Origin of the sequence: Mesorhizobium sp. M0698 (assembly GCF_040320455.1) — a bacterium.
GTDB lineage: Bacteria > Pseudomonadota > Alphaproteobacteria > Rhizobiales > Rhizobiaceae > Mesorhizobium.
This window is the reverse complement of the sequence record NZ_JAMYPQ010000011.1, coordinates 94,791-107,794: the sequence shown is the minus strand read 5'-3', so window position 1 is coordinate 107,794 and position 13,004 is coordinate 94,791. Positions and strand designations below refer to the sequence as shown.

Here is a 13,004-nt window from a genome sequence, read left to right as displayed (position 1 = left end):
GCGTCACCCCTCGTGCGCGGCATCCTTATAAGAACGGCGGGAATCTCCCGCCGTTCAAGTCCTCGTATGTCGGTCGATCAGGACTCGCCGCCATAAACATCATATTTGAAGTATTTGTCGTTGATTTCCTTGTACTGTCCGTTTGCTCGGATGGCGTCGATCGCCGCATTGAACTGGTTGACCAGATCGGTCTCGCCCTTGCGCACGGCAATGCCGGCGCCCGGACCGTGGATTTCGATGACCGGCTTGATTGTGCCGACCAGCTTGCAGCAGGCGCCGTCCGGCGAATCCAGCCATTGCTGCAGCACGACGATGTCGTCATTGGCGGCATCGAGCCGGCCATTGGCCAGATCGAGCTGGTATTCCTGTGCGGTCGGGTACGGCTTGACGGTGCTGTCGGTATAAGTCTTGGTCGAATAGTTGAAATGCGTGGTGGACGCCTGCACGCCGATCGTCTTGCCGGCCAAATCTTCCTTGGTGACACCCTTGATGTCGGTGTCCTTGGGCGCGGCAATCGCCGGCGGCGTATTGTAATATTTGTGGGTGAAGTCGACCTTCTCGGCGCGTTCCGGCGTGATCGACATCGACGCGACGATGGCGTCGAACTTGCCTGCCTGAAGGGCGGGAATGATGCCGTCCCAGTCCTGCGCGACAAAGGTGCACTTCACCTTCATCTCGTCGCAGAGCGCCTTGGCAATGTCGATATCGAAGCCTACGAGCTGGCCGTCGGCTGTCAGATTGTTGAATGGGGGATAGGCTCCCTCGGTGCCGATCCTCAAGGTCTTTTCCTGGGCCTGGGCAACGCCAAGCGTCAGCAGCGCAGCCGAAGCGGCAAGCGCGATACGCAGTGCAATACGCATAATGGTCCTCTCTGTTGGTCCCGGCCGTCGTTCCCGAACGGCTCTGTGGGCGGTGCTTTTGACCGCCCGCTGATGCGATATTCCCATTCTTTCCCAAGAAAAAGCAACTGCAAAACCGTCGCTTGAGGGAAGGTCATGTTCAGAAAGCGATGATGCTGGGTCAGACGCCTAAATTGGAAAGCAAGTGGGCGGAAACTGTCTTCTGCCGCATTTTCAGCGCGACAGGCTTGTGGCGCGCTCGATGAAGTCAGCTATCGAATTCGTGTCGTCGAGATCGAAGGCCGGCAGGTCTTCGCCGACAATGGGGAAGTCGGAGGCGATGGCGACAATGTGTGGATCGCCTGCCGAGAGCGGTGTCCGGTCCTTGGCCTCGAGCCGTCTCGTCTCGATTTTCTTGTGCGCTTCGCGCTTGTAACCCTCGACCAACACGATGTCGCACGGTGCCAGCCGTGACAGGATCGCGTCTAGCGTCGGCTCGTCCTCGCCGCGCAATTCGTGCATCAGCGCCCAGCGCCTGCCCGACACGACCGCGACCTCCATCGCTCCCGCCTGCCGGTGACGAAAGCTGTCCGCTCCGGGTTTGTCGATGTCGAAATCATGATGGGCGTGTTTTACCGTCGACACTTTCCAGCCGCGCCGGACGAGTTCGGCTACCAGCTTTTCGGTCAATGTCGTCTTGCCGGAGTTCTTCCAGCCGGTGATGCCGAAAATACGTCTTTTCATGGCTCGATGCTCTGCAACAGATGCACGGCCTGGGCAAGGTCGTCGGGAGTGTTGATGTTGAAGAACGGATCGATCTCGGCCCCGCCGGATTTCAGGATGGGAAATTCCACCTCGACAAAACCGTGCCGGTCGATGAACGCCGCAACGCGCCGGTTGTCTTCCTCGACGAGAAATTGTCGCAAGACCTGATCTAACCCTAGCGGCCAGAGTGCAAAGGTCGGATGCCGTTTGCCGCCGGAACAGGCGACCGCAATCGAGCCGGGGCGTTCGTCGGCTGCCGCGAGCAGCCGCTCGACCATATCCCTGGGCAGGAAAGGCGTATCGCCGGCAGCCGTGACCAGCGCCTGGCAGGTCGTGTCGGAAGCCCATTCGAGGCCGGTCAGGATCCCGGCAAGCGGCCCGGCATAACCTTTGACAGTGTCGGCAAGCACCGGAAGCCCCGTCGCGGCAAACCGTGTCGGATCGCCATTGGCGTTTAGCGCGAGCGGTCCGACCTGCGGGCCAAGGCGCGAAACGACACGGTCGAGCAGGGTACCGTCGCCAAGCGCAAGCAGCGTCTTGTCGCCGCCACCCATCCGGCTCGATCGGCCGCCGGCCAGAATGATCCCTGCGATATGTCGGCCCATCGTTTGCTGCCTAGACCCAAAATCCAGTTTTCAAATCAGACAGTCGTCGACAGTCACTCTATATGCCGTCCAGCGCCATGTCCGGTCCAGTGCTTTCGGCGGCTGTTTTTCGCCGTCCGACGATCCGTTCGCGGTAGAGTGCATAGAGGCCTGACGCGATGATGATCGTGGCACCGAGGATCATCGGCAGATCGGGGACATCGCCGAAGATCGTGAAGCCAAGCAAGATCGACCAGAGCAGGGCGGTGTAGCGAAACGGCGCGATGAAGGAGATATCGCCCACCCGCATCGCCGTGATGATGAAGTGATAGCCGATGAGCACGAGCACCGCCGCCAGCGCCAGGAACGCCGTGCTTTGTCCTGTCATCGGTGTCCAGCCGCCCATCGGCGAAAGCAGTGCCGCGCCCAGAACTGTCATGGCAAGTGCGGTGGCGGTCGACACCAGCAATGTTGGAATTGCCTGCGGGATCCGCTTGGTAGCGAGATCGCGCACCGCGCAGCATGCGACGCTGGCCAGCGCCAGCAGAGAAAAGACGCTGAACCCTTCGAAGCCGGGCCGCACGATGATCAGCACGCCGGCAAAACCGGCGGCAATGGCCAGCCAGCGCCGCCAGCCGACGCCCTCGTTGAACACAAGCGCGGCGCCCATCGTCACCGCCAGCGGCAGCGCCTGCAGTACGGCGGAGACATTGGCGATCGGAAGATGTGCCAGAGCAACCAGGAACGACACGGTGGCGCCGGCCTCGCCGGCGACGCGCAGCGCAACGGTCGGCTGCAGCATCGAACCTGGCCGGGCAAGCGCGCCCCGTTGCCACGCAAGCAGGCCAACGAACAGCGAAGCGAAGGCGCCGCGGATCAGCATGACCTGCGCCATGTTCATCGATTCCGATGAGAATTTGGTGATCGCATCGTTGAGAGTGAAACCAGCCATGGCCACCATCATGAACAACGCGCCGCGGAGGTTTGGCGAAAGAGGCAAGGCGATTACCGGGTGAGTCCTGCAGCGAGCGTCTAGCAGGCACCCACAAGACAGCAACGTCAAAGGGCTGGGCCACAGCCTTTCTGTGGCCCGTGACATCTGCCGCGCAAGAGCGGCAGGGCTTATTTGGGCGTCAGTACCTCGGTGCCGTTGCCTTCCTTGCCGGCAATCGTCCACAGGCCATGCAGCGAGCCGTCTTCCTGCACCTTGTAGACGACTAGACCGACCGCCTTGCCCATGACATAGCCGGCGGAGAAGGCATCGTCGTTGCGCATGCAGATACCGTCCGAGGACGAGCCGCCTGTCTCCCAATGGATCGTGCAGGTCGTCTCGCTGGTCAGCGTGATCGTCGCGTCGCCACCATAGGACGACCCATCGAAATTGGTGCCGGCCACGGCATAGGTGCCGCCGATCGACTGAGCCGCCGCGGGCAGGGCCGCGAGGCTGAGCAATGCAAGAGAAAGAATGAGTTTGCGCATATCGTATTCCCCCACTGGGCGAAGAACCGCTCCAGAGCAGAGGCTAGGCCCGAATGGGCTTGCGGTAAATCCGGTGACCGTTTGCGGACAAGACCTTTTCTGGGTGTGACCCCAAAAAAGGTGCCGTTCTAAAGGATGGGTTCGGAGGGCAAATTTGTCACACTGCGGCTCGAGGAGAATTTTTCGACGAGATCAAATTTGCTCGGCAAGATTCACCAAATTGGTCATTGTAAGCTTCTGATCGTGTTGGGGAGATGGTCCATGATGAATGCACGAGGCAATGCGGACTGGCTTGGCACAGGCAGCAGGCGGCATGTTTCGTCGGCTTTCGGGTTCTCCTCTGCCCTGGCGGTTATCCTCATGGCGATAGCGCCTGCGTTCGCCGAGAACGGCGCTTCGGCGTCGGCAGTCGAACGGATGTCCACGCCGGGTCACGAAGCGGATGAGCTCGCTCGCCGCGTCGGGAAATGGTCCGTCGTCAACACGATCTGGCCAACGCCCGGCGCCCAGCCGATCGTGATGACGGGGCTGGTGGCCGAGCGCACGATGATCGGTCCCTTCATGCAGGAGGTGATGCGCCCGGCGCCCGGGTCGAAAATGCCGGACTTCCAGCGGATAGCCTATTTGAGCTATGACCGGGTGGAGGGCCGCTGGAAGTATGTCTCCATGGACACCCGTTTCCCGGCAGGGATCATGCCCGCCTGGAGTTTTGGTGGCGAGGAGGACGGCAAGATTTCACTGCTGTTCCAGCCGCTTGGTTTCGTCGGCTTCGGCCCGGAGGTCGAAGGGCGGTTCACGGCCTCCGATTTCGTCATTTCCAGGGACGGCGACAATCACGAAGTGGCCGAGCAACATTTCCTCCAGGCCAATGGCAGCGGCAAAAAATGGCTTGCCGTACGATATGACTACACGCGCCAACAACCGTGACTCGCTAGCAAAAACAATAGGCTGCCAATAAGTTCTGACGTCGCCGGATGCTCACGGTCCCCTGAGGCTGCCGGCGATCGCATCGACGAGCGGGTCGTATTTCGATTTCAGGGCTGGCGGGTAGTCGATCCAGACCGTGCGGATGACACCGTCTTTTCCGAACAGGCGGCGTTCATAGAAGATGTTCCCGCCTTTGATGCCCGACAGCACCGCCCAGTCCTTGCCGGTCTTGCTGTAGGTGATCCTGTAGCCAGGTTCCTTGCTGGCCCTCTCGGCGGAGACGAAGGCTGTCGGGGTGTCATCATCGATGTTGAGGATACCCGAACAGATCAGGCTGGCGCCATCGGCAGTGAGCCATTGTTGTCCATCGCCATTGTCCGGCTCAGGCTGGCGAAGAGTGAAGATTTCATCCGGAAAGGTGCAGATGGTACCGAAGCGCTCGTTCGTGTAGGTAAATGGCGCGGCAACTGCCGTGGTCCCCGCCATCACTCCGAAAAACGTCAGGACTGCAAAAAACCGCTGCACGCTTTGCCTCGCGCCGATACCAAGGCGATTATTCTTGCACGAAATCGGCGAAAAATCAGCCGCCGGTGACGCTCATATGCCGCGACACCGACGGACGGTTGGTGCGGCGATCGATGATGAAGTCGTGGCCTTTGGGCTTGCGGCCGATTGCTTCGTCGATGGCATCGGCGACCAGCTCGTTGCCTTCCGACGCACGCAGCGGCGCGCGCAGGTCGGCGGCATCTTCCTGGCCGAGGCACATGTAAAGGGTGCCGGTGCAGGTCAGCCGGACCCGGTTGCAGCTTTCGCAGAAATTATGCGTCATCGGCGTGATGAAGCCCAGCCGTCCGCCGGTCTCGGCGACTTGGACATAGCGGGCCGGGCCACCGGTCTTGTAGGGAATGTCGCTTAGCGTGAACTGGCGTTCGAGAGCCGCGCGCAGCAGCGACAGCGGCAAATACTGGTCGGTGCGGTCGGCGTCGATCTCGCCCATCGGCATGGTTTCGATGACCGTCAGATCCATGCCGCGGCCATGCGCCCAGCGCAGCATTTCCGGCAATTCGGCGTCATTGAAGTCCTTCAACGCCACGGCGTTGAGCTTTACCTTCAGCCCGGCCGCCTGCGCGGCGTCGATGCCGTCCATGACCTTGTCCAGATTGCCCCAGCGGGTGATCTGGCGGAATTTGTCGGCATCGAGGGTATCGAGCGAGACGTTAATGCGCTTGACGCCGCAGTCGGCGAGCTCGGTGGCAAAGCGGGAAAGCTGCGATCCGTTGGTGGTCAGCGTCAGCTCTTCCAGTGCACCACTCTCGAGATGCCGCGAAAGCTGGCGTACCAGGTGCATGATGTTCTTGCGCACAAGCGGCTCACCGCCGGTGAGGCGGAGCTTGCGCACACCCTTTTCGATGAAGACCGTGCAGAGCCGGTCGAGCTCTTCCAGCGACAGCAGGTCCTTCTTCGGCAGGAACGTCATGTCCTCGGCCATGCAATAGGTGCAGCGGAAATCGCAGCGGTCGGTGACCGACACGCGCAGGTAGGTGATCGTGCGACCGAAAGGATCGATCATATCCATGCTTGTGCGCTTCCCGTGGGCGTGAACGGCTTCGTTATATATGGCTATGTGATACGAGCCAACTTGGCATTCAAGATAGAAGCTCGCGATCATCGGTAACATTCCGACGCCGACAGATCATGTCGGAAGTTCTGAAACGGCCTGTTCCCTCGACGCGAAGCGGCGTAGGGAAGGGTGGTATTCCGCAGGATCCATCAGCATGACAGCGCCAAAAGAACTCAGGGTCTCGAAGGACCGCAAGCTGCTTTCCGTCACCTTTCCGGGCCATCAGCCGTTCGAATTGTCGGCCGAGCTGCTGCGCGTCGCCTCGCCATCGGCCGAGGTGCAGGGCCATTCGCCCGAACAGCGCGTCACCGTTCCCGGCAAGCGCAATGTAACGATTCTGAAGATCGAGCCGGTCGGCAATTATGCCGTGCGCATCACCTTCGACGATTTCCATGATACCGGCATCTTCACCTGGAATTACCTGCATACGCTGGGTCATGAGAAGGATGCACGCTGGGCCGCCTATCTCGCCGAACTGGAAGAGAAGGGGCTGAGCCGCGACCGTTGAATGGATCCCGCAGGACTCTCAGGTCAACGCAGGATTGCCAGTATCTCGCTGGTGTCGTGATAAAACGGCGTACCTTCGATCAGCCGATCATCCTTGAAGCGCAAGACTTCGGCAAACGGCTGTTTGATGGTTGCACCATTGGCCCGCGATGTCAGCGAAAGCGAGCAGCTCATGAACACCGTGTCATCGTTTTGGGCGACCTGAAGGTCCTCCACCGCCACGTCGCTCCAGATTTCCCGCATTTTGCGGAAAAGGGCGCCAACGCCGTCGAGGCCGTTCCAGTCACCGGCATAGGGCAGGGAGCGCGGCTCATGCACGACAATCTCGGCATGAAATGCGCCGGCAAGCACATCAAGGCTCTCCGACCCTGATTGCAGGAAACGCATTTCAACATTGAACATGTTTTCAATAAGTTCCATGGCGGTGCGTCGCCGGTCGAGCGGTTTATCCATTTTTGACCTCCGTATCCATTGGCACGATCATGCAGGTAAAGCGGTTTGCCCTTGTTTGCGTTGCCTCGACACCCGTTTCCTGATGACCGGCAAACGGGCACTTGTCGTGAAAACGTCATCCATCTGGAGTAGCGCCGGCAAAGCTTTGGAGACGAAAACATGTCCATGATCACCAGCATCGAACAGCTTGAAGCGCTCTATGGCCTGCCCGGCGAGGCGTCGGTGGTCAAGGAACTCGACCAGCTGATTCGCGAATACGCAGCTATCATCGAGGCTTCGCCGTTTGCCGCGCTCGCAACCTGCGGGCCAGAAGGGCTGGACTGCTCGCCGCGCGGCGATCTCGCCGGGTTCGTCCGCATCCATGATCCGAAAACGCTGATGATGCCGGACCGGCGCGGCAACAACCGTGCCGATTCGCTAAGGAACATCCTTCGCGATCCGCGCGTCGCGCTCCTGTTCCTGGTGCCGGGTTCCGGCACGACGCTGCGCGTCAATGGCCGCGCCCACATCACCACCGATACCGGGCTCTGCGCCTCGTTCGCCGTCGAGGGCAAGCCGGCGCGCTCGGTGACGATCATCGAGATCGATGCGGTTTATTTCCAGTGCGCCCGCGCCATCCACCGATCGGAACTGTGGAATCCGGCAAGGCATGTCGACCCGAGATCGCTGCCGACTCCCGGCCAAATCCTGGAAATCACCAGCCGCAAGAACATTGACGGCGAGGTCTACGACAAGGAATGGCCCGAGCGCGCGAAAAAATCGATGTGGTGAAGCATTTGGTGGTGGAGCACTGGGCTGTCAGGCGGTCTTCAAAACCTCGGCAATCCTACGCATCTGTTCGCCGATCATGTCACATTGTTCCGGCGTCGACTGGCTCATCGCCTTCTCGATCAGCGCCATATGGACCTTCAGCGCCTGCATCAGCAGTGCCTCGCCGGCCTTTGTCAACGTCAGCCTCAGCACGCGCTTGTCCTTCTCGTCGCCCTCGCGGCGCAGCAGGCCACGGGCCTCCAGCTGAGGCAAAAGCATAGTGATGTTGGAGCGGCCGACCAGCAGCCGACGAGCAAGGTCGTGCTGCGACATGCCGGGATGACGGTAGAGGTTCATCAGCACGTCGAGCTGCGCCGGCTTCAGGTCGAGCGGCGCAAGCTTCACCGCCAGGGTGCGTTCCACCACATGGCAGGCGCGCGCCACCGCGACCCAGTTGCGAAAACGCGGGTTGTCCCAGGGCAGGTCTTGCTTAATGTTCATGTTTGAACTATTATGTTCATGCTTGAACCAATGAATGGATCGCCACTATGGCATCATTTGGACTGAAGGTCATCCGCGGCACGTTCGGCGTGGCTGAGCATGTGGCACCGCGACTCACCGGGCGTGCTGCATTCGAGCTGTTCTGCCGCACGCCGCACGAGAAGAGCTTGAGCAAAGGCGAGCGCAGCGCAATTGATCGCGCCGCCGATTTCATGACCCAGGCACGCCATCACCGGCTAAAGACCAGAACCGGCTGCGTCATGGTGCATGAATTCCGGCCCGAGCCGGGCAGGGCGACTGCCGGCACCGTGCTCGTCATCCATGGTTGGCGTTCGCGCACCGAATACATGCGCGCGCTGATCGAAGCCTATCGCGATGCCGGCTACAAGGTGGTCTCGCTCGATCTGCCGGGCCACGGCCAGTCGCAGGGCCGCCGGCTTACCCTGGTCAGTGCGGTCGATGCGGCACGGGTTGCCGGCGAATGGTTCGGCCCGTTCGCGGCCATTGTCGGCCATTCCTTTGGTGGTGCCGTTGCCGCCAACGCCGTCGCCGGTTCGATCAGGAACATCCCGCGATTGGCGGCCGGGCGGCTGGTGCTTATCGCCGCGCCGAGCTCGCTGCCGGCGATCTTCGCTGATTTCAGCCGCATGCTGAATGTCGGCTCGCGCTCGCAGGCCGCCATGGCCGACCGGGTCGAGCGCATCGCCGGCCGGCCGTTGCACGAGTTCACCGGTGACCGCCAGCTCGCAAGCACGCCGCTGCCGACGCTGGTGATCCACGCGCCGAACGACCGCGAAGTGTCCGCCGAGCATGCAAGGCTCTACGCGCGCGCCGGCGACCATGTGCGGCTTTACTGGGCCGACGGGCTCGGCCACCGCCGCATTCTCGCCGACAGGGGTGTGGCGGAGCGTGCCGTTGGCTTCGTTGCCGGCAGACTGGAGCCGTCTCTGCAGTGACCTGAATATCGTTCTTGTCAGCCGGTTTCGACCGTCACGCCGCCCCGGTGCTGGCCATCGCTATCCAAGCTGCCATCGCCCCGGCCACCGTCGCCAGAAGAGCCGAGCGCGACGCGCCGTCGCGCGCCTGGATCGACATGCCGTGCTGCACGGTCGCGTAGAAGGTCGCGGCCGTACCGCAGTCGAAATCGGCCGGCAACTCTCCCTCGGCCACGCCACTCTCGAGGCGTCTCAGCAAGGCTTCGCGGTTTTCGGCGCGGCGACGGCGCAGATCATCGCAGATGGCGCCGCGGCTTGAATCCTGGTGCAAAGCGCCGAGCGCGATAAGGCAGCCTTGCGGGCGACCGGTCTGTGAATAGGCCCTGGCCGTCTGCCGCAGGAACCGCTCGACCGCCTGGCGCGCGGTCGGCGCCTTGTCCAGCGCGGACCAGATCTCGGTTCCCTCGACCCGCGTGTAAAGCTCGGTTGCCTCGAGAAACAGCGCTTCCTTGCTGCCGAAGGCGGCATAGAGGCTGGGTGAGTTGATGCCCATTGCAGCGGTCAGGTCGCTTATCGACGCGCCCTCATAACCCTTGGCCCAAAACACTTCCATTGCGCGCCGCAAGGCGGCGGCTCGATCGAAGGTGCGGGGGCGGCCTCGTTCCGGCATGGCATCCTTTCTGTATTGATCGATACATAATTCAGTTGACGTGGTTCAGCAAGGCTGGCAGATATTTATGTATCAATCACTACAAAATGGAGAAGCAGATGTCATCCAGAAGCTTGAACGGCAAGGCCGCCCTCGTCACCGGCGGCAGCCGCGGCATTGGTGCGGCGATCGCAAGAAGGCTCGCGGCCGACGGCGCAGGCGTGGCGATCACCTATGTGAATGGCGAGGAAGGGGCGCGTGCGGTGGTCAGGGAAATCGAGGCGGCCGGCGGCCGGACCTTTGCCATCAAGGCCGACAATCGCGATGCTGGTGCGATCGAGGCGGCAGTCGATGAGGCAGCAAAAGCCTTCGGACGGCTCGACATCCTGGTCAATAGCGCCGGCATCTGGCGCGCTGCGCCGATCGATGTCCTGTCGCTTGCCGATTTCGATGAGACAATGGAGGTCAACCTCAGAGCCCCGTTCGTCGCCGCCAAGGCGGCAGCAGCGCATATGGGCGAGGGTGGCCGGATCATCTCGATCGGCAGCAATCTGGCCGAGCGTGCCACGGACGCCGGCCTGAGCGCCTATTCGGCCAGCAAGGCTGCCTTGGTTGGCCTGACCAAGGCCTTTGCACGCGATCTCGGTCCGCGCGGCATCACCGCCAATGTCGTCCATCCGGGGTCGACCGATACCGACATGAATCCGGCAGGCGGCCCGCACGCCGAGCATCAGCGCCAGAAGATGGCGATGCCTCGCTTCGGCACGGCCGACGAGATCGCCGGCATGGTTGCGTGGCTTGCCGGCCCCGAAGGGCGCTTCGTGACAGGCGCGGCATTGACCATCGACGGCGGCGCCAACGCTTGAGGTTTGGCTCACGGGCACTACCATTGGTCGGGAGCGACGGCGGATTCGCTCCCCCGTCACGACGTTGTGAAACCGTTCTGCAACAGACGTTCCGAAATTTATGAAAGCTTAACGAAATCAGTATGAATCAGTGTAGTCACGCCTTACATCCGCCATGGGGTGGGCGAGACCGTGAAAGCGGTGCGGAACGGGATCCGGTTCAACCGGAGCGGGTGATCCATGAAACTCCTTGGAAACAAAGCAACCGTGCTGCCGTTTGCGGTGGCCGCGGCAATGCTGGCCTTCGGGGCGCCGAAGGCTGAAGCGCAAGGGTTCTTCGACATGCTTTTCGGCGGCGGCGTCAAACACGCACCGCCGAAAGGTAACTTTCCGCCGCCACCGTCAAAATACAAGCCGAAGCCCAAGGCGCCGGCCGCTTCCGGTGGTGGGGGCGGTGGTGGTGCGCAAATCAGCGGCCCGTCCTATTATACCTACAAGAGCGATCCGCTGGTGCGCGTCGATTTTTCGGCACTGTCGGCAGCGCCTGAACCAGCAACGCCTCAGGACGCTGCTTTCGAGCCGGCGGCCACCGGGGCTGCATTCCGCGAAGCCATTGCCGGCCTCGACGGCTATGATCTCTACGCCGAGAAGGACATCGCCAAGGCGCTGATCGCCTATTACTCGGCCAATCCGGATTTCATCTGGGTGACGGGAACCAGTCCCAGCAGCCGTGCCCAGGATGCCGTGCGGGTGCTGGGCGAGGCCGCGAGCTACGGCCTGAAGCCCGCCGACTACACCGTCGAAGTTCCGGCAGCAGGCACATCGGCGGGCAATGTCGATGAACGCCTGAAAGAGCTGGTCCGCTTCGAGATGGCGCTGTCGGCGCGTGTCCTGCGCTACGCCCGTGACGCACAAAGCGGCCGCGTCGATCCCAACCGCATGACCGGCTACTACGATTTTCCGCCGAAGCCGCTCGACATGGAAGGGGTGCTGAAGACGCTGGCTCATACCCAGCAAGTGCGCACTTATCTCGAGTCGCGGCATCCACAGAATTCCGAGTATCAGGCGCTGCGCGTCGAACTGGAAGCGCTCCAGGCCAGCGCCGAAGACGAAATCGCCATCGATCCCAATCTGCTGTTGAAGCCGGGGCAGACCAGCCCCGAGCTGCCGAAGCTTTTGACAAAGATCGCGCGCAATCTCGATGACGAGATGGGCGGCGCCTATGGCGAGGTCCTGGCGAGGCTCGCTACCAGCGAGGTCTACGATCCGGAGCTGGTGCCGGTGATCAAGGCGGTGCAGAAACGGGCCGGCATGAAAGGCGACGGCGTCATCGGCCCGCGTACCGTTGCATCGTTGGCCGGAACGTCCAAGGCCGACAAAATTCAGAAGGTTCGGGTTGCGCTCGAAGAGTTGCGCTGGTTGCCTTCCGACCTTGGCAGCCCGCGCGTCTTCATCAACCAGCCGGCTTTCGCCGCGAGCTATATCGATGATGGCGAGGAGAAGCTGAAGACCCGCGCCGTGGTTGGCAGGCCCACCAACCAGACTGCTTTCTTCTATGACCAGATAGAGCAGGTCGACTTCCATCCCTATTGGGGCGTGCCGCAGTCGATCCTGGTCAACGAGATGCTGCCGCGGCTGCGCCGGGATCCTGGCTATCTCGACCGCGCCGGCTACGAGGTGGTCAATGCCCGCGGCAAGCGCATTCCCTCGTCCTCGGTCAATTGGGGCGCCTACGGCGCAAAGATACCCTACGGCGTGCGCCAGCTGCCGAGCGAGGCCAACGCGCTGGGCGAGCTGAAGATACTGTTCCCCAACAAGCATGCAATCTACATGCACGATACGCCGCAGAAGTCGTTTTTCCAGCGCGACATGCGTGCGCTCAGCCATGGCTGCGTTCGCTTGCAGGATCCGCGCGGCATGGCCGCTGCCGTGCTCGGCACCTCGGTCGACTACATCGAGGACAAACTGAAACACGGACATTCGACCGAGGACGTGACACGCAAGATCCCGGTCTATGTCGCCTATTTCACCGCATGGCCGGACCTGTCCGGCAAGGTAGAATATTTCAATGACGTCTACGGCCGCGATACAAGGCTGCAGCAGGCGCTCGACAGCACGGAAGCGGTGCGTTCGCCGGCAAGCTGACGAA

At 61.7% G+C, this 13,004-nt stretch carries 16 protein-coding genes; 6 read left to right on the top strand and 10 right to left on the bottom strand.

Translation table 11 applies throughout. The features are described from left to right. Positions 1-77: 77 nt before the first annotated feature. The 5 genes from NKI16_RS21535 to NKI16_RS21515 form a co-directional block, all read right to left on the bottom strand. Positions 78-860 carry an ABC transporter substrate-binding protein gene (locus NKI16_RS21535; RefSeq protein WP_023675014.1) on the bottom strand — a complete coding sequence of 261 codons (783 nt, stop codon included), beginning with the start codon at positions 858-860 and terminating at the stop codon, positions 78-80. 213 nt (positions 861-1,073) lie between these two features. Further along, entirely contained in the window at positions 1,074-1,583 is a 510-nt protein-coding gene (mobB, locus tag NKI16_RS21530) for a molybdopterin-guanine dinucleotide biosynthesis protein B (RefSeq protein WP_023675015.1), read from the bottom strand. After that, positions 1,580-2,209, bottom strand: coding sequence for a molybdenum cofactor guanylyltransferase MobA (gene mobA, locus NKI16_RS21525; RefSeq protein ID WP_023675016.1), 630 nt, complete (start codon positions 2,207-2,209; stop codon positions 1,580-1,582). Before mobA ends, mobB begins: the two co-directional genes overlap by 4 nt. A 58-nt stretch (positions 2,210-2,267) precedes the next feature. Beyond that, positions 2,268-3,188, bottom strand: a complete 921-nt coding sequence (locus NKI16_RS21520; RefSeq protein ID WP_023675017.1) for a DMT family transporter — start codon at positions 3,186-3,188, stop codon at positions 2,268-2,270. A 122-nt stretch (positions 3,189-3,310) separates the two neighbouring features. Beyond that, positions 3,311-3,667 carry a hypothetical protein gene (locus NKI16_RS21515; protein WP_023675018.1) on the bottom strand — a complete coding sequence of 119 codons (357 nt, stop codon included), beginning with the start codon at positions 3,665-3,667 and terminating at the stop codon, positions 3,311-3,313. A 198-nt stretch (positions 3,668-3,865) separates the two neighbouring features. Here NKI16_RS21515 and NKI16_RS21510 point away from each other — a divergent pair, with 198 nt between their 5' ends. After that, complete coding sequence (locus NKI16_RS21510) at positions 3,866-4,594, top strand: DUF1579 family protein (protein ID WP_352621781.1); 729 nt, start codon at positions 3,866-3,868, stop codon at positions 4,592-4,594. A 51-nt stretch (positions 4,595-4,645) separates the two neighbouring features. Here NKI16_RS21510 and NKI16_RS21505 read toward each other — a convergent pair whose 3' ends face one another. Both NKI16_RS21505 and moaA read right to left on the bottom strand, forming a co-directional pair. Continuing rightward, positions 4,646-5,119 (bottom strand): hypothetical protein, encoded by a 474-nt coding sequence (locus NKI16_RS21505; RefSeq protein WP_023675020.1) that lies wholly within the window; start codon positions 5,117-5,119, stop codon positions 4,646-4,648. A gap of 55 nt (positions 5,120-5,174) precedes the next feature. Continuing rightward, a complete protein-coding gene (gene moaA / locus NKI16_RS21500; RefSeq protein WP_031211306.1) occupies positions 5,175-6,170 on the bottom strand; it encodes a GTP 3',8-cyclase MoaA in 996 nt (331 codons plus the stop codon). A gap of 199 nt (positions 6,171-6,369) precedes the next feature. On the opposite strand from moaA, the gene NKI16_RS21495 reads away from it, so the two are divergent. Further along, entirely contained in the window at positions 6,370-6,723 is a 354-nt protein-coding gene (locus tag NKI16_RS21495) for a gamma-butyrobetaine hydroxylase family protein (protein WP_023675022.1), read from the top strand. A gap of 23 nt (positions 6,724-6,746) precedes the next feature. On the opposite strand, the gene NKI16_RS21490 is transcribed toward NKI16_RS21495, so the two are convergent. After that, on the bottom strand, positions 6,747-7,175 hold the full coding sequence (locus NKI16_RS21490; protein WP_023675023.1) for a nuclear transport factor 2 family protein: 429 nt from the start codon (positions 7,173-7,175) through the stop codon (positions 6,747-6,749). A gap of 159 nt (positions 7,176-7,334) precedes the next feature. On the opposite strand from NKI16_RS21490, the gene NKI16_RS21485 reads away from it, so the two are divergent. Then, positions 7,335-7,946, top strand: coding sequence for a pyridoxamine 5'-phosphate oxidase family protein (locus NKI16_RS21485; RefSeq protein ID WP_023675024.1), 612 nt, complete (start codon positions 7,335-7,337; stop codon positions 7,944-7,946). A 27-nt stretch (positions 7,947-7,973) separates the two neighbouring features. On the opposite strand, the gene NKI16_RS21480 is transcribed toward NKI16_RS21485, so the two are convergent. Next, on the bottom strand, positions 7,974-8,426 hold the full coding sequence (locus NKI16_RS21480; protein WP_352923656.1) for a MarR family winged helix-turn-helix transcriptional regulator: 453 nt from the start codon (positions 8,424-8,426) through the stop codon (positions 7,974-7,976). Positions 8,427-8,473: 47 nt separating this feature from the next. Here NKI16_RS21480 and NKI16_RS21475 point away from each other — a divergent pair, with 47 nt between their 5' ends. Beyond that, a complete protein-coding gene (locus NKI16_RS21475) occupies positions 8,474-9,382 on the top strand; it encodes an alpha/beta hydrolase (RefSeq protein ID WP_023675026.1) in 909 nt (302 codons plus the stop codon). A 34-nt stretch (positions 9,383-9,416) separates the two neighbouring features. Here NKI16_RS21475 and NKI16_RS21470 read toward each other — a convergent pair whose 3' ends face one another. Continuing rightward, on the bottom strand, positions 9,417-10,031 hold the full coding sequence (locus NKI16_RS21470) for a TetR/AcrR family transcriptional regulator (protein WP_023675027.1): 615 nt from the start codon (positions 10,029-10,031) through the stop codon (positions 9,417-9,419). Between the two features lie 98 nt (positions 10,032-10,129). Here NKI16_RS21470 and NKI16_RS21465 point away from each other — a divergent pair, with 98 nt between their 5' ends. After that, the gene (locus NKI16_RS21465; protein WP_023675028.1) at positions 10,130-10,876 is read left to right on the top strand and encodes a 3-oxoacyl-ACP reductase family protein; all 747 of its coding nucleotides are present in this window, start codon (positions 10,130-10,132) and stop codon (positions 10,874-10,876) included. Between the two features lie 219 nt (positions 10,877-11,095). Further along, positions 11,096-13,000, top strand: coding sequence for a L,D-transpeptidase family protein (locus NKI16_RS21460; protein WP_352783314.1), 1,905 nt, complete (start codon positions 11,096-11,098; stop codon positions 12,998-13,000). Positions 13,001-13,004 lie beyond the last annotated feature (4 nt).